This window comes from Gordonia soli NBRC 108243, assembly GCF_000334455.1.
GTDB classification, from domain to species: Bacteria; Actinomycetota; Actinomycetes; order Mycobacteriales; family Mycobacteriaceae; genus Gordonia; species Gordonia soli.
The window spans coordinates 1-15,206 of sequence record NZ_BANX01000024.1 but is presented as its reverse complement, the minus strand read 5'-3'; the positions used below and the strand labels follow the sequence as shown (position 1 = coordinate 15,206).

The following is a 15,206-nucleotide window of genomic DNA, read 5'->3' as shown; positions in this document are numbered from 1 at the left end:
CGGGTCAGTCCTCCTCTCGCACGGCCTGTCGGCGGCTGACGATGCGCAGCACCAACAGCACGACGAAGGCGATCAGCAGCAGGACCACGGAGACCGCGGCGGCAGCTGCGGGCTTGTCGATCTCGATCTGCTGCTGGATGTACTGGGAGGCGACCTGTGTGTCGCCCGGGATGTTGCCGCCGATCAGGACCACTGAACCGAATTCACCGATCGCGCGGGTGAACGCGAGTCCGGCGCCGGTCAGGATCGAGGGCAGCAGCGCCGGCAAGAGGATCTTGGTCCAGGTGGTCCAGTTGCTCGCCCCCAACACGGCTGCGGCCTCCTCGACGTCTTTGTCGACCTCGAGCAGCACCGGCTGCACCTGACGGACTACGAACGGGAGGGTCACGAAGGTGAGTGCGATGACCAGCGCCGGCTTGGTCGCGTTGAGCTGGATGTCGATCGGACTGTTGGGTCCGTAGAGCGACAGCAACACCAGGCTGGCGACGATCGTCGGCAACGCGAAGGGCAGATCGATGATGGCGTTGACGAACGCCTTGCCGGGGAACTCGTCCCGGACCAGGACCCACGCGATGATGGTGCCGAAGACGACGTTGATCAGGGCGACGATCAGCGAGACGAGCACCGTGATCCACAGTGCGTCGATCGCGTTCTCACTGCTGATGGCGTCCCAGAACCCACTCCATCCGTCACCGAACGACTGGACGGTGATGGCGGCCAGCGGCAGCAGGACGATGATGCTCAGCCACAGCCAGGTCACCCCGATGCCGATGGGGCTGACCCCGCTGAAGGTGCGCGACCGACCGAGGAAGCCGGTCGGCGCACCTTTCTCAGGTGTCTCGGTGGTCATTGCCGGCCCCCAGAGTCATAGATCTTGCTGATCGAGCCCTTCGACCCGAAGAGCTTCTGGTCCACAGCTTTCCATCCCTTCAGATCCTTGCCGTCGTTGTCTTCGGCAGTCCCCTTGCCCAGGACTTTGCCGACCTCGTCGATGGTCCAGAGCTTCTGGATGTCACCCGGGAACAACGACCGGGTGCGGTCGATGACCTCGGGCACCACCGGACGGAAGCCCTGCTGTGCCCAGAGCTGTTGGGCCTCGTCGGTGAACAAGAAGTCCACGAATGACTTCGCGCCTGCCTTGTCCTCGGAGAAGTTCACCACCGCGACCGGGTTCTCGATCTTGAAGGTCTGCGGCGGGAGCACGTAGTCGACCTGGCTGTTGGCCGACGCGGTCGCGTTCTGCCGCTGCAGCATGATCGCCTCGTTCTCGTAGCTGATCAGGACATCGCCCTGACCCTGTTCGAACGCGGTGGTCGCCTCACGGCCCGACTTCGGGACGACGGTGATGTGGTCGCGGACCAGCTGTGAGATGTAGTCGAGGCCGGCTTTGTCGTCGCGACCGCCGTTGCTCTTGGCGGCGTACGGCGCCAGCAGGTTCCATTTGGCCGAACCGGAGCTGCCCGGGTTGGGCGTCACGACCTGGACGCCCGGCTTGAGCAGATCGTCCCAGTCGCGGATGTTCTTGGGGTTGCCCTTACGGACGACGAGCGCCACCACCGAACCGAAGGGGGTGCTCTTGTTGGGGGCCTGCTCCTGCCAGTCCTTGTCGACGACACCGGCTTTGACGAGGCGGGTCACGTCGGGTTCGACGGAGAAGTTGACGACGTCGGCCGGAACCCGACGTGCAACCTTGCGCGACTGGTCACCGGATGCGCCGTAGGACTGCGAGAAGCCGACGTCGTGGCCGGCCTCGGTCTTCCGGAACGCCGGGATGATGACGTCGAAACCCGTCTTGGGGACCGCGTACGCGACCAGGTTCAGGTGTCGACTGCCGGTCGAGATGTCGGCACCACCGGGTTCATCGGTGGAGCCTCCCCCACACGCACTCACCAGAGCTGTTCCGACGATCGCCACACAGGCGAGAATCCCCGCTCTGTGGCGCGCGGATCTGTCCCGTCTCACCATTCACCTCCAGCACCCCGACGGCCCCCGTTCGGTGGGCCGGCCTCATCCGGCCGGCTAACGCTAACAACAGCGGAGAGGGGCGCCAACGGTGTCATTCACCGAGCGTGAAAGGTGCTCGAACTGTGTTAACGGGCCAACAGCCAGGCCAACACGACCAGCACCACCAGGGCGATGAGGGCGAGCGTGACGCGCGAGCGGATCATCAGTTCACAGCCCCGATCCGTCGTCGTCGGAGAGGCGGCGACGGTCGAACAGCGGGACCACACCCTCCACCAGCAGATTCAGCACGAACGCGACGAACACGGCGAGAGGGACCACCACCACGAGGGTGACGAGCAACTGCGGGACGAACGACAGGCCGGTCAACCACTCCTCGACCCCGTCCCACCAGGACAACACTGCCGACACCGCCATCACCTCGTCTTACCGGGCCTCCCGGTGACTTTTTCTCAGTCTGATTTCAACCGTCGGGACCGCCCCTGACCCCTACTCGAGGGTTGTCGGGCGACCGCGATGCGCAACCGGGCGCATCCCCGATCCTAGCGCGCCGTTGCGTGTGCCCCGTCCGACGGTTCGACGGGCGAACGACCGTGTGGATCCCGGCTCAGGCGGACCCCGGCACCTCGAGCAGTCCGCGCCGCAGCAGCAGCGGTTCGATCCGGGCTGTCCGACCGATCAGTCCCTGATGCGCGACCAACGGGTCCACGCTGTCGCCACGGGAGAGCGTCGATGCGGCGAATCGGGAACCGCTCTCCCGACGCAGTCCGCCCTCGGCGAGGAACCACTGCTCGGTCTCGGCGTCGAGCACCTCGGACCAGATGTAGGAGTAGTAGCCGGCCGAGTATCCGCCACCGAACACGTGGTTGAAGTAGGCGCTGCGGTACCGCGGCGGGATGAGCTCGGGATCGAGTCCAGCGTCGGTGAGCACACGTGCCTCGAACGCTTCGACGTCGGTCACGGTGTCGTCGACGGTCACGCGATGCCAGGCCAGGTCGAGGATCGCCGCCGCGAGGTATTCGACGGTCGAATGTGCCGACTCGGTCCGAACGGATTCGCGTGCGGCCTCGGCGAGTTCGGCGGGGATCGCCGTACCGGTCCGGTGGTGCCTCGCATAGTTCGCGAGGACGTCCGGGTGCAGCGCCCACATCTCGTTGACCTGAGAGGGGAACTCGACGAAGTCTCGCGGCACCGACGTCCCGGACTGCGACGGGTAGTCGACAGCGGACAGCAGCCCGTGCAACGCATGGCCGAACTCGTGGAACAGGGTGGTGAGCTGGTCCATCGTCAGCAGACACGGCTCCCCCGCGTCGGGCTCGGTCAGATTCAGCACGTTGACCACGATCGGCCGGTCGCCGAGCACCGCGGACTGGTCGACGATGTTGTTCATCCAGGCGCCGCCGCGCTTGGACGGGCGCGCGTAATAGTCACCGAGGAACAACCCGATGCTGGTGTCCGACTCGTCGAAGACCTCCCACACCCGCACGTCCGGGTGATAGGCGGGCAGATCCGGCCGCGGGGTGAAGCGCAACCCGTAGAGGACCTTCGCCGCATGGAAGACACCGTTCTCGATCACCGTGTCGAGTTCGCAGTAGTCGGCGAAGTCGTCGAGCGGCACCGCCGCCTGCGACCGCCGTTCGCGCACGAGGCGATAGGTCAGGTCCGCCGGACCGATCGGGCCGTCGGACGTATCCAACTGGGCGATCTCGCGTTCGGCGGCACGGGTCGCCGATGCGGCCAGCTCGCGCAGCAGGGTCTCGACCGCGGCTGGGCCCGGCGCGGTCTCTTCGGCGATCACGTACTCGGCGTGGTCGCGGTACCCCAGCAGATGTGCACGGCGCGCCCGCAGGGTCACGATCTCGAGGACGAGTTCTCGTGTGTCGAAGTCGTTCCCACGGGAGCAACGACGGACCGAGGCGTCGAAGATCCGTCGGCGGACGGCAGGGTCGGAGAGCGAGGTCAGGACGGACTGGCTGGTCGGCAGTTCCAGCGTCAGGAGATGACCGGACCCGTGCCCCGCGTCGATCGCGGCGCGTCGAGCAGCCGCGATCTCCCCGGCGGACAAGCCGTCGAGTTCGGCGACCGACTCCACGAGTACGGCCGATGCGTTGGTGTCGTCGAGAATGCGCTGCGAGAACGCGGTCGTGAGGTAGGCGAGCCGCGACGAGATCGTCCGCATCTCGTCCTGGTCTGGCGACTGGCGGCCCGCGCCCGATCGCACCGCGTCACGGTACCGACGCGCGAGGAGACGACGCTGCGGTTCGGTGAGGTCGAGGGTCTCGATCTGTGCGTACAGCTCAGAGATACGGGCGAACAGGCGAGGATCGAGAGCGATCTCGTTGCCGTGGTCGGTCAGACGGGTCGAGAGTTGCTGGGCGATCTCGTTACGTGTCGGGTTGGTGTCCGGCCCGACGAGGTTGAAGAACACCCCCGATGCCCGCGCGAGGGATCGGCCGGAGAACTCCAGTGCCGCGATGGTGTTGGCGAACGTCGGCGTATCCGGGTTGCTCGCGATCGCGTCCACCTCGGCGAGGTGATCGGCCATCGCGGTCTCGAAGGCTGGCAGGAAGTCGGCGTCGGAGATCGCTCCGAAGTCAGGTAGCCCATGGGGCAGATCACTGTGCGCGAGAACGGGGTTCACCCCGGTCGGCGGCTCGTTCCCGACCGGATCGTGCTGCGATGATCGCCCCTGCTGCGATGTACCCGTCACCGTCACTTCCCCTTCGGCTTGTCTCCCACGGCATCGGTGGACAGAGCGGCCACGAAGGCCTCCTGCGGGACCTCTACCCGACCGATGGTCTTCATCCGCTTCTTGCCCTCCTTCTGCTTCTCGAGCAGTTTGCGCTTTCGGCTGATGTCACCGCCGTAGCACTTGGCGAGCACGTCCTTTCGGATCGCGCGGATGTTCTCGCGGGCGATGACCTTCGACCCGATCGCCGCCTGCACCGGTACCTCGAACTGCTGGCGCGGGATGAGTTCCTTGAGCTTGGTGGCCATCTTGTTGCCGTAGGCGTAGGCGGCCTCGCGGTGCACGATCGCGCTGAAGGCGTCGACCGCCTCGCCTTGCAGCAGGATGTCGACCTTCACCAGGTCCGCCTCCTGCTCCCCCGCCTCCTCGTAGTCGAGGCTGGCATAGCCGCGTGTCCGCGACTTCAACGCATCGAAGAAGTCGAAGATGATCTCCGCCATAGGGAGCGTGTACCGCAGTTCGACGCGGGACTCCGAGAGGTAGTCCATGCCGCCCAACTCGCCGCGGCGCGATTGGCAGAGTTCCATGATCGCGCCGACGAACTCGCTCGGCGCGATGACCGTGGTCTTGACGATCGGCTCGAAGATGTGGCGCGCCTTGCCTTCCGGCCAGTCCGACGGGTTGGTGACGGTGTGTTCGGCACCGTCTTCCATCTGGACGCGGTAGACCACGTTGGGTGCGGTGGAGATGAGGTCGAGGTTGAACTCGCGCTCGAGCCGCTCGCGGGTGATCTCCATGTGCAGCAGGCCGAGGAAGCCACAGCGGAAACCGAAGCCCAGTGCCACCGACGTCTCCGGCTCGAAGGTGAGAGCGGCGTCGTTGAGCTGCAACTTCTCCAACGCCTCGCGCAGCACCGGATAATCCGAACCGTCGACCGGGTAGAGACCCGAGTACACCATCGGTCGTGGTTCCCGGTAGCCGGTGAGTGGCTGCGTCGCACCGTTCTTGGCGGTCGTGACGGTGTCGCCGACCTTCGACTGCCGCACATCCTTGACCCCGGTGATCAGGTAGCCGACTTCGCCGACACCGAGGCCCTTGGTGGCCTTGGGCTCAGGCGAGACGATGCCCACCTCGAGTAGTTCGTGGGTGGCGCCGGTCGACATCATCTGGATCTTCTCGCGCGGCAACACCTTCCCGTCGACCACACGGACGTAGGTCACCACGCCACGGTAGGTGTCGTAGACGGAGTCGAAGATCATCGCGCGGGCGGGAGCCTCCTGGTCGCCCTCGGGGGCGGGTACCTGCCGGATCACCTCGTCGAGCAGTTCGGCGACGCCCACGCCGGTCTTGCCGGACACCCGCAGGACCTCGTCCGGCTCACAGCCGATGATGTGGGCGATCTCCGAGGCGTAGCGGTCGGGGTCCGCGGCGGGGAGATCGATCTTGTTGAGGACCGGGATGATCGTCAGGTCCTTCTCCATCGCGAGGTACAGATTCGCCAGCGTCTGCGCCTCGATGCCCTGTGCGGCGTCGACGAGCAGCACGGCACCCTCGCACGCCTCCAGGGCGCGTGACACCTCGTAGGTGAAGTCGACGTGGCCCGGCGTGTCGATCAGGTGGACCACGTAGTCGGTGGTGCTCCCGTCGGCCTCGGTGACCTGCCACGGCAACCGGACGTTCTGTGCCTTGATGGTGATGCCGCGCTCACGCTCGATGTCCATCCGGTCGAGGTACTGGGCGCGCATCTGCCGTTCCTCGACCACACCGGTGAGCTGCAGCATGCGATCGGCCAGGGTCGATTTCCCGTGGTCGATGTGGGCGATGATGCAGAAGTTCCGGATCCGGGCCGGATCGGTGAAGGTGGTGTCGGCGAAGGTGGTGATCGAACTGCTCCTCGGGACGAGACGTGCGGGTGCTGCTGACGTCGTGTTGGGAACCATTTTCTCATGTCCACGACACCGGCCGCCGGACACCGGCCTCTCGAGCGGCTCGGCGCGGGCTCCCCGGACCGCCGACTGCCTCACCGCGGGCTACCGTTGACGACCATGACGGTGGTCACGATCGACTCCGACGAGCTCCTCGCGGACGTCCACAGGCCGGCCGGCGGTGCCCGGGGCACGATCGTCCTGGCCCATGGCGCCGGCGGTGATCGCAACTCCGCGATCCTGCGCGCGTACGCAGATGAATTGTCGAGCCGGGGCTGGGTGGTCGCCCGCATCGACCTCCCCTACCGGCGCCGCCGCCCGAAGGGACCGCCGAGCCCGTCGACCGCGGCTGCCGATCGTGACGGCATACGCACGGCGATCGAGGCACTCCGAGGTGACACGGAGGGACCGGTCCTGGCCGGCGGTCACTCCTACGGCGGACGGCAGGCATCGATGCTCGTGGCCGAGGACGCGTCGGTGGCAGACGGGCTGCTCCTCTCGTCCTATCCGTTGCATCCGCCGGGAAAGCCGGACCGACTGCGGACCGAACACCTGCCCTCGTTGGCGGTCCCGACGGTCGTGGTCCACGGGCACTCCGACCCGTTCGCCACCTCGACCGAACTCGCCGACGCGGTCGCACTGATCCCCTCCGACACCCGGATCGTCGAGATCCGGGGTGCCGGACACGATCTGCGCCCCGATCGCACACCGACCGCACCGCTCGCCGCAGACGCGGTGGACGAGTTCTGGTCGGTGGGAGCATGACCCCGCATCCGCAGAACTCGCGTCCGACAAACGAATTCGCCCGCGAGATCGCCTACGCACCCGACCTCGACGGCGCCGCCGATCCCGGCGAGGTGGTGTGGACCTGGGTCGCCTACGAGGACCATCCGGATCAGGGGAAGGACCGGCCGGTGCTGGTGGTCGGGCGCGACGACCGGACGCTGCTCGGACTCATGCTCTCCAGCCGCGAGTATCATCGTGACGACCCGGACTGGTACCCGATCGGCAGCGGGAGCTGGGACAGTCAGGGACGCCAGAGCTTCGTCCGGCTGGACCGCGTCCTGGTCGTCGAGGAACACGGGATCCGCCGCGAAGGGGCGATCCTGGACCGCGGCAGGTTCGACGAGGTCGCCGATCTGCTGCGTCGACATCACGGGTGGCACTGACTCCGACCATTCCGCCCCCCGTTTTTGTAGAAGTTGTTCCCGGATTCCGGGAACAACTTCTACGGATCGGCGCGGTGTCGAGCGATTCAGGCGAGCCGGGTGATCTCGACGACGACGTCGAGATCGGTTGCGCCGCCACCGGTGTAGATACCTTTCAACGGTGAGACGTCGGAGTAGTCGCGCCCGACGCCGACCGACACGTGCTGCTCGGTGATCGGGGTGTCGTTGGTCGGGTCGTACCCCCACCAACCGCCGGTCCATGCCTCGATCCAGGCGTGACTCTGCCCCTCGACGGTCTCGTCGACGGCGGCATCGCGCTTCGGATGCAGGTATCCCGACACGTAGCGGGCCGGGATTCCCAGGCCGCGCAACATCAGCAGCGTCAAGTGGGCGTAGTCCTGACACACCCCCTTGCGCTCGTTCCAGGCGTCCACCGCGGTCGTGTGCACGCCGGTCGTGCCGGGCACATACTGCATTTCGGCATGGACGTGCCGACACACCGCCTCGACCGCCTCCTCTGGGCCCAGTCCCTTGACGACACGCTTGGCGGCGGCGACCAATTGCCGGTTGCGTGGGACGTACGCGGTGTTGGAGAGCATCTCGTCGTAGCGGTCGACGACGTACTCCGACAACAGGTCGTCCCACGTCAGCTGTTGCTCGACATCCGGTCGCTCACCGGCCTCCGTCTCGACCACCGACGATCCGGACACCTCGAGTTCCTCGTGCGGTGCGTGCAGATCGAACGCCGTGACGGCCGTGCCCCAGTAGTCGGTGTACCGGTAGGAACGGGTGGCGGGCACGGTCTCCACACGATTCACGATCACGTTCTGGCGTGTGTCGCTGCGTGGCGTCAGCCGAGCCTCGTTGTAGGACGAGGTGACCGCACTCTTGTACGCGAACCCCGTCGAGTGCACCACTCGCAGACGCCAGCTCACAGCTCACTCTCCTCGATCACGTGGTCTTCGCCGTCGCTCACCGTGGCATCGGCCCACGAGACGTACGGCGACACATGGAAGTACTGGGCGGTGACGGCCTCGTTCACCGCACGGCAGGTGTCCTGCAGGTCGAGCAGTCGGGTCTGCAGATCGTCGAGCAGACGCCCGGGTTCGAGGAACTCTAGCGAACTCCGCGCCCGACCGAGCAGCAGCAACGCCTCGGCCTGCGCGCCGACACGACTGGTGCGAGTCTCGAGGTCGCTGAGCGTGCCTTCCGCGACCCGCAACGCGTGGAACACCGACCGCGGGAAGAGTCGGTCGAGAAGCATGAACTCGACCACGTGTTCGGCGTCGAGGATTCCGCGATAGGTCCGCAGATAGGTGTCGTGCGCGCCCGCGGACACCAGGACACTCACCCACGCAGGCGAACTCACGCGGTCACCGGCGCGTGAGAGCAACATCCGGATGGTCATGTCGACACGTTCCACCGACCGGCCCAGCAGCAGGTAGCGGTAACCGTCGTCGTGACTGAGGGTGGCATCGGCCAGCCCCGCGAACATCGCGGCCCGGTTCTTCACGTACGAGAGGAACTCGTGCGGCCCCAGTCGGCGCGCACGACGTTCGGCGTCGCCGAGCCCGTTGTAAGTGGTGTTGAGGCATTCCCACATCTCACTGGATGTGACCTCCCGTGCGCCACGCGCGTTCTCGCGTGCGGCCCCGATCAAGTCGACGATGGAGCCGATCGAGCTCTTGTCGTAGGCCACACGTTCGGTCAGCGACCAGACGTCCATGTCGCCGTCGGCGTCACCGGGATCGAGTCCCAGGACGTTGATGACCAGCCGGGCGGCGCGGTCGACGTCGACCGTCGCGTCCTCGAGCAGCTGGTGGATGGCGACGTCGAGGATGCGGGCCATGTCGTCGGCACGCTCGACGTAGCGACCGATCCAGTAGAGCGATTCGGCATTGCGCGCCAGCATCATCCGAGATCACCTGCCTGCTGCTGCTGTTGGGTCTGGGTCCGCAACGATTCGGGCGCGCTCTCGGCCGGGCGCGCATTGGCGACCCCGGATGCGGCGACGACCTGGTCGCCTGCGAGCTCTTGCTCGGCCTCGGACGACCGAGAGGCGAGCACCCAGGTGTCCTTCGATCCTCCACCCTGGCTGGAGTTCACCACGAGCGAACCCTCCGGGAGCGCGACACGGGTGAGTCCGCCGGGCAGCACCCACACCGACTCGCCGTCGTTGACCGCGAACGGCCGCAGGTCGACGTGGCGCGGACACAGGTCGTCGCCGATCTTGGTCGGGACGGTCGAGAGTTGCACTACCGGTTGGGCGATCCAGCCCCGCGGGTCGTTACGAACCTTGCGGGCCAGCGTGTCCAGCTCTGCTGCGGTCGCATCCGGGCCGAAGACGATCCCGTAACCACCCGACCCCTCGACCGGTTTCACGACCAGTTCGTCGATGCGGTCCAGCACCTCTTCACGCTCGTCGTCGAGCCAACATCGCAACGTGTCGACGTTGGCCAGGGACGGTTTCTCGCCCAGGTAGTACTCGATGATCTCGGGCACGTAGGTGTAGATCAGCTTGTCGTCGCCGACCCCGTTGCCGACCGCGCTGGAGATGACGACGTTGCCGGCCCGCGCTGCGTTGAGCAGCCCGGCGACCCCCAGCATCGAATCGGGCCGGAACTGCATCGGGTCGAGGAAGTCGTCGTCGATCCGGCGGTAGATGACGTCGACGCGCTGCTCGCCCTCGGTGGTGCGCATGTAAACGATGTTGTCGCGGCAGAAGAGGTCTCGCCCCTCCACCAACTCCACTCCCATCTGCCGCGCGAGCAGGGAGTGCTCGAAGTAGGCGGAGTTCGCGACACCGGGTGTGAGCACCACGATGTTGGGGTCCGCCTCGTTGAACGCTGCCGACGCCCGCAGCGCGCGGAGCAGATGGCTGGGATAGTCGCCCACGGCGCGAACTCGATGCGACGAGAACAGGTCGGGGAACACCCGCGCCATGGTGCGACGGTTCTCCATCACGTAGGAGACACCCGACGGCGATCGGAGGTTGTCCTCGAGTACGCGGAAGTCGCCCTGCGCGTCGCGGATGAGGTCGATGCCGGCGACATGGATGCGGACACCGTTGGGTGGCTTGAAGTTCGCAGCCTGGCGATGGAAGTGCTCACAGGAGTGGACCAGCCGCTTGGGCAGCACACCGTCGCGCAGGATCTCCTGCTCGCCGTAGATGTCGTCGAGGAACAGTTCGAGTGCTGCGACCCGCTGGGTGATGCCGGCCTCCAGCTTGGTCCATTCGGAGGCGGAGATGACGCGCGGCACGACGTCGAGCGGGAACGGGCGCTCCTTACCCGACAGCGAGAAGGTGACGCCCTGATCGATGAACGCACGACCGAGCGCGTCGACCCGGACCTCGAGGTCGGCGCGTTCGGATGCACTCATGGCCTTGAAGATGCCCCGGTAGGCCGAGCGCACCGACCCGTCGTCGTCGAACATCTCGTCGAACGCCGCGGCACCGGTGCCTCCGGCGTAGGCACCGAAGATGGAGTCGGCGGATGCGCGGACCTCGGTGGACGAGGGTCGTGATCGTTTGGTCGCCGACGTCGATCTGGCCTTGCCACGGGAGGACGGCTCCGCCCTCCCCGACTTCGCCGAGCCGTCGGACTTCTTCGACTTCGCCGCCCGCTGCTGATCCGAGGTGGTGGCCGTGCTCTTGCGAGACGCGCGCTTGGTGGACGAGGCGGTTGGAGCGGGAGTCATAGTGAGCCATGGTGCTACAAAATCCGGCACGCGGCAGGATGCTCGCTCGATGTAGCCACCATCTCCGAGGCGAGCCTGCGCCTCCTGGCGCCCGATTCGCCCGTCCCACAGCGGGAACCGCGTCGGACCCGACCGGCCGGGGGTCAGTGCGCGGTACGGCGCGTCCTGAGTGACAGCGCACGCCGCCGAATACGACGGGCGACGTTCTTGGCCTCGGTCTGCCAACGCGGCCGCGTCCGCGGCAGCGGAGCAGATCGCACCATCTCCGACAACGTGTCCAGAGCGACGTCGAGGACAGCTTGTCCGGTCGGGGGTTTCGCATCGGGACCGGTGACCCGGCTGACCGTGAGGTCGTCGAGATCACCCCCGACCCGATACCCCGCCGAGCGGATCGAACCGGTCATCGCGGCAGCGTGGGCCGAGACCCATACCCGCTGGTCGGCGGAGAGCCCCTGAGGCACGCCCTCCTGTGAACGGAAGAGGATCTCGCCGACCAGCTGCCCCTTGACCACCCGCTCGTATCGCTCCCAGGGGATCTGATCGGGACCGAGGCGGCGGTTGAGCAGTCGCAGGAACTCCGCCTGCGCGGCGGAGAGTGAACTGTTGGTGCCGGGCACCTGCGCGGTCAAAGCGGCACCATCGACCTCCAACACGCTCAGGAAGCGATCCCAGAGCGAACCGTCGGTGCCGCGCGCCGGGACCGTGACGACGTGTACGCGCGCGGCGCCCAGCCGCTCCGACCACGTGCGCAGGATCCGGACGTGATCTTGGAACTCCCAGAACGGTTCTTCCTCGATGGCTTCCGGCAGGAGACGTCCCTCGGAGCCGGGGGTCAGCGACCCGTCACCGGGCGGCCCGGCGTGCGCCCGCACCGATGACACGAATTCGCCGAAGGTGGCGACCCGCTGATTCTTGACGTTCTCCTGCCACACCGACGCGAGCTGGCGTGCCAGATCACGGACGGTGGCGATGACGTGCACTTCGTCGGCGAACGACAGGTCGGCGAGGATCCGGTCGACGGTCTCCGGTGTCGCGGTACTGAACAACTCGTGGGACACCAGCGACGTCTGCGGCCAGTTCTTCATCTGCGCCAGCATCGTCGGCCAACTACCCGCGAACGCCGGATCGACCCAGTCGAGATACCGGTCGGGCTGGAGGTGTACGGCAGCGTGGAAGTGATCGGAGATCAGGTTGCCGGGATAGAGCAGGCCGAAGTCGGCGAGCGCGGTGTCCCGGTTACGCCAGAGCCGGTCCTGGAGATTCGTGGTCCCCGTCTTGGGGAGTCCGAGGTGGAGGAATACGCGCTGCATGACGAGATCGACAGTACCGTCGGCATCGGTGCGTCCGAGCATCCGTTCGGCGATACCGTCGGAAGTCGCGATCACCGCGGGCGGTCGGCCGCGATTCGCCCGACGACCGGCGATGATTTGGGGCGGTACGTCGCCGACTGGTAGAGTCGACCGCTGTCGCAGTGTCAGACGCCGATGGCCGTGCCCATCGAATCCGACCTGCTCAGGCGCCTCGCAGTACGAACAACGATGGACGCCTGGACACAGACAGCGAACCATCCGAGCGATAGACGAGGTATACACGCGTGGCGAACATCAAGTCCCAGGTCAAGCGCAACCGCACCAACGAGGTGCGTCGGCTCCGCAACCAGTCGGTGCGGTCGTCGCTGCGCACCGCCATCCGTGGCTTCCGTGAGGCCGTCGAGGCGGGCGACAAGGACAAGGCCACCGAGCTGCTGACCAGCACCAGCCGCAAGCTCGACAAGGCAGCCAGCAAGGGCGTCATCCACGCCAACCAGGCTGCCAACAAGAAGTCGGCCATGGCCGTCGCGGTCAACAAGCTCTGACCTAGACACACACTTCTTCAGCTCACCCCGGCGACCTCCACGCGGTCACCGGGGTGAGCTGCGTTGCGTTGTCGGGCCACGACGGACGGCAGACGAGGCGCTCCCCCATCTGCCGCCGGCTCGGGTGTCGTCGGTCGACGGGTCGGTCAGGCGCGTGCTGCCCGGCCGGATGACGGCCGGAGATCGGCCACCCGGCCGACCGCGTGTTCGAGGCTGTAATCGGCGTCGGCGGCCTGTCCCTTGACGTCACCGTTGAGCGTCGCCACCACGACGACCGCCTCGGCGATGGACGCAGAATCCCACGCTCGAGCCTGTGCCTGTACCTTCTTGACCCGCCGGGGCGGCATGCCGAGTTCCGAGGCGGCCGCGTACTGGTCCATCGAACCGATCGCCCGCACCCGGGCGATGGCGTGGACCGCCTCGGCCAGGGCGTCGGCGAGCAGGACCCGTGGCACGCCGTGGTGGTGGGCCCACGCCAGCGACTCCAGCGCCCCGGCACGATCACCGGTGACGGCCTTGTCGGCGACCTCGAAGCCGGTGATCTCCGGCCGACCCGCGTAGTAGAGTCGAACCGCATCGCGGTCGATCTTTCCGCCGGTGTCGGCGACCAGCTGACTGCATGCGGCAGCGAGCTCGCGCAGTTCCGAGCCGACGCCCTCGACCACCTGCTCGACGACATCGGCGCTCACGCGCACACCCAACGAGCGGAACTCCTTGCGGACGAAGTCCATCCGCTCGGACGGCCAGCGCGGTGCCGCGCAGTCGTGCTCGGTCGCCCCTGCCGACTTCAGGTCGCCGACCAAGGGCTTGGCGCGCCCACCGCCGGTGTGGACGACCATCAGCGTGATGCCCTCGGGCAGGTTGGCCGCAGCCTCGGCGATCAATGCCGCCGGCTGCTTGCCGGCGTCGGCGGCCGACTCGATGACCACGACGCGCTCTTCGGCGAAGAGCGACGGACTGAGCAGCTCGGCGAGCTCGTGCTCGCTCACATCGCCTGCCCGCACCCTCGTCACCGGCAACTCGGACCCGACGTCGGTGACGCGACCACCGGTCACCGAGCCGATCACCCGGCCGGTGAGGAAGTCGTCATCGCCCAGCAGCAGATGCAGTCGCTCGCTCACGGCGTTCATGCTGCCAGACCCGACGGACACGGGATCGCAGGCGCCGCGTGTGCCGGTTGCGCACCACCAGGACCACGACCACGGTCACCGCGATCACCACCACCGCGCCGACTGCGCCGTCGGGAACCGGGAGCCGCGCCCACGGTGTGTTCGCGGCGGTGCGGGCGCAAGCCAGCATCCACCACACCTCGGGGATCAAGCCACGGAGTACCACCAGTGCGACGTCGGCGCATATCCCGGACGGCGGACCGATCGCACCGACCAGGGCGGCCGCGGTGCCGGCGATGGCGATGACCCCGACCACCGGTGCCACGAGGACGTTCGCGACCACCGACACGGCACTGTAGGAACCGCTGAGCCCGGCGATGATCGGCGCCGTCACGATCTGGGCAGCGATCGCCATGGCCAGCACCTCGGCGAGTCCTCGCGGGACCCGACGCCGGGTCAGCCGATCACGGATCGGTGCACCCAACACGACGAGTCCCCCGGTCGCGGCGACCGACAGGGCGAAGCCGGGTGAGACCGCGAGGCCCGGCCACCACAGCAGGCCGACGATGGTCGCCGTGCCCAGCGCGGGGATCGCCTGGGACCGGCGCGACGACGCCAGCGCGAGGATGCCGACCGCGCCCATCATGGCCGCGCGCAGCACGCTCGGCGAGGGTCGCACCAGCACCACGAACGCCAGGATGACCAACGCCCCGATCACGGCAGTGGTGCGCGGTGGGGTGCCGACGGCACGCACCACCGCGAGCACCGATCCGCATACCAGCGCGAAGTTCGCGCCGG

14 protein-coding genes are annotated in these 15,206 nt (G+C 67.2%); 3 read left to right on the top strand and 11 right to left on the bottom strand.

Annotated features, from left to right (window positions below; genetic code table 11):
• Positions 1–4: 4 nt before the first annotated feature.
• The 5 genes from cysT to lepA form a co-directional block, all read right to left on the bottom strand.
• Complete coding sequence (gene cysT, locus GS4_RS15985; RefSeq protein WP_007622377.1) at positions 5–850, bottom strand: sulfate ABC transporter permease subunit CysT; 846 nt, start codon at positions 848–850, stop codon at positions 5–7.
• Positions 847–1,965: a sulfate ABC transporter substrate-binding protein gene (locus tag GS4_RS15980; RefSeq protein WP_007622376.1), complete on the bottom strand. Its 1,119-nt coding sequence runs from the start codon at positions 1,963–1,965 to the stop codon at positions 847–849. Before GS4_RS15980 ends, cysT begins: the two co-directional genes overlap by 4 nt.
• Before the next feature lie 207 nt (positions 1,966–2,172).
• On the bottom strand, positions 2,173–2,379 hold the full coding sequence (locus GS4_RS15975; protein WP_007622375.1) for a hypothetical protein: 207 nt from the start codon (positions 2,377–2,379) through the stop codon (positions 2,173–2,175).
• 190 nt (positions 2,380–2,569) lie between these two features.
• Positions 2,570–4,603, bottom strand: coding sequence for a M3 family metallopeptidase (locus tag GS4_RS15970; protein ID WP_040510801.1), 2,034 nt, complete (start codon positions 4,601–4,603; stop codon positions 2,570–2,572).
• Positions 4,604–4,674: 71 nt separating this feature from the next.
• Complete coding sequence (gene lepA / locus GS4_RS15965) at positions 4,675–6,591, bottom strand: translation elongation factor 4 (protein ID WP_007622373.1); 1,917 nt, start codon at positions 6,589–6,591, stop codon at positions 4,675–4,677.
• A 105-nt stretch (positions 6,592–6,696) separates the two neighbouring features.
• Between lepA and GS4_RS15960 the strand changes: the two genes are divergently transcribed.
• Together GS4_RS15960 and GS4_RS15955 are read left to right on the top strand one after the other, a co-directional pair.
• On the top strand, positions 6,697–7,341 hold the full coding sequence (locus tag GS4_RS15960) for an alpha/beta hydrolase family protein (RefSeq protein ID WP_007622364.1): 645 nt from the start codon (positions 6,697–6,699) through the stop codon (positions 7,339–7,341).
• Complete coding sequence (locus tag GS4_RS15955) at positions 7,338–7,745, top strand: type II toxin-antitoxin system PemK/MazF family toxin (RefSeq protein WP_007622362.1); 408 nt, start codon at positions 7,338–7,340, stop codon at positions 7,743–7,745. The genes GS4_RS15960 and GS4_RS15955 overlap by 4 nt, the downstream gene beginning before the upstream one ends.
• Before the next feature lie 86 nt (positions 7,746–7,831).
• Here GS4_RS15955 and GS4_RS15950 read toward each other — a convergent pair whose 3' ends face one another.
• The 4 genes from GS4_RS15950 to GS4_RS15935 all read right to left on the bottom strand — a co-directional run bounded on the left by GS4_RS15950 (position 7,832) and on the right by GS4_RS15935 (position 12,754).
• Positions 7,832–8,680 carry a transglutaminase family protein gene (locus tag GS4_RS15950; protein ID WP_007622360.1) on the bottom strand — a complete coding sequence of 283 codons (849 nt, stop codon included), beginning with the start codon at positions 8,678–8,680 and terminating at the stop codon, positions 7,832–7,834.
• A complete protein-coding gene (locus GS4_RS15945; protein WP_007622357.1) occupies positions 8,677–9,660 on the bottom strand; it encodes an alpha-E domain-containing protein in 984 nt (327 codons plus the stop codon). The genes GS4_RS15950 and GS4_RS15945 overlap by 4 nt, the downstream gene beginning before the upstream one ends.
• The gene (locus GS4_RS15940; protein ID WP_007622356.1) at positions 9,657–11,444 is read right to left on the bottom strand and encodes a circularly permuted type 2 ATP-grasp protein; all 1,788 of its coding nucleotides are present in this window, start codon (positions 11,442–11,444) and stop codon (positions 9,657–9,659) included. Before GS4_RS15940 ends, GS4_RS15945 begins: the two co-directional genes overlap by 4 nt.
• 143 nt (positions 11,445–11,587) lie before the next feature.
• Positions 11,588–12,754, bottom strand: a complete 1,167-nt coding sequence (locus tag GS4_RS15935; RefSeq protein WP_040510799.1) for a hypothetical protein — start codon at positions 12,752–12,754, stop codon at positions 11,588–11,590.
• 284 nt (positions 12,755–13,038) lie between these two features.
• Here GS4_RS15935 and rpsT point away from each other — a divergent pair, with 284 nt between their 5' ends.
• On the top strand, positions 13,039–13,299 hold the full coding sequence (gene rpsT, locus GS4_RS15930) for a 30S ribosomal protein S20 (protein ID WP_007622352.1): 261 nt from the start codon (positions 13,039–13,041) through the stop codon (positions 13,297–13,299).
• 146 nt (positions 13,300–13,445) lie between these two features.
• Here rpsT and holA read toward each other — a convergent pair whose 3' ends face one another.
• Together holA and GS4_RS15920 are read right to left on the bottom strand one after the other, a co-directional pair.
• A complete protein-coding gene (gene holA / locus GS4_RS15925) occupies positions 13,446–14,429 on the bottom strand; it encodes a DNA polymerase III subunit delta (protein ID WP_040510781.1) in 984 nt (327 codons plus the stop codon).
• Positions 14,386–15,206: ComEC/Rec2 family competence protein (locus tag GS4_RS15920; RefSeq protein ID WP_007622350.1), on the bottom strand; the 821-nt coding region annotated here is incomplete at its 5' end. The genes GS4_RS15920 and holA, both read right to left, overlap by 44 nt.

Excerpts from the sequence above, each read along its gene's own strand:
- cysT (WP_007622377.1), bottom strand. The coding sequence starts at position 850 with ATGACCACCGAGACACCTGAGAAAGGTGCGCCGACCGGCTTCCTCGGT.
- GS4_RS15980 (WP_007622376.1), bottom strand. The coding sequence starts at position 1,965 with ATGGTGAGACGGGACAGATCCGCGCGCCACAGAGCGGGGATTCTCGCC.
- GS4_RS15975 (WP_007622375.1), bottom strand. The coding sequence starts at position 2,379 with ATGGCGGTGTCGGCAGTGTTGTCCTGGTGGGACGGGGTCGAGGAGTGG.
- lepA (WP_007622373.1), bottom strand. The coding sequence starts at position 6,591 with ATGGTTCCCAACACGACGTCAGCAGCACCCGCACGTCTCGTCCCGAGG.
- GS4_RS15960 (WP_007622364.1), top strand. The coding sequence starts at position 6,697 with ATGACGGTGGTCACGATCGACTCCGACGAGCTCCTCGCGGACGTCCAC.
- GS4_RS15955 (WP_007622362.1), top strand. The coding sequence starts at position 7,338 with ATGACCCCGCATCCGCAGAACTCGCGTCCGACAAACGAATTCGCCCGC.
- GS4_RS15945 (WP_007622357.1), bottom strand. The coding sequence starts at position 9,660 with ATGATGCTGGCGCGCAATGCCGAATCGCTCTACTGGATCGGTCGCTAC.
- GS4_RS15940 (WP_007622356.1), bottom strand. The coding sequence starts at position 11,444 with ATGACTCCCGCTCCAACCGCCTCGTCCACCAAGCGCGCGTCTCGCAAG.
- GS4_RS15935 (WP_040510799.1), bottom strand. The coding sequence starts at position 12,754 with ATGCAGCGCGTATTCCTCCACCTCGGACTCCCCAAGACGGGGACCACG.
- holA (WP_040510781.1), bottom strand. The coding sequence starts at position 14,429 with ATGAACGCCGTGAGCGAGCGACTGCATCTGCTGCTGGGCGATGACGAC.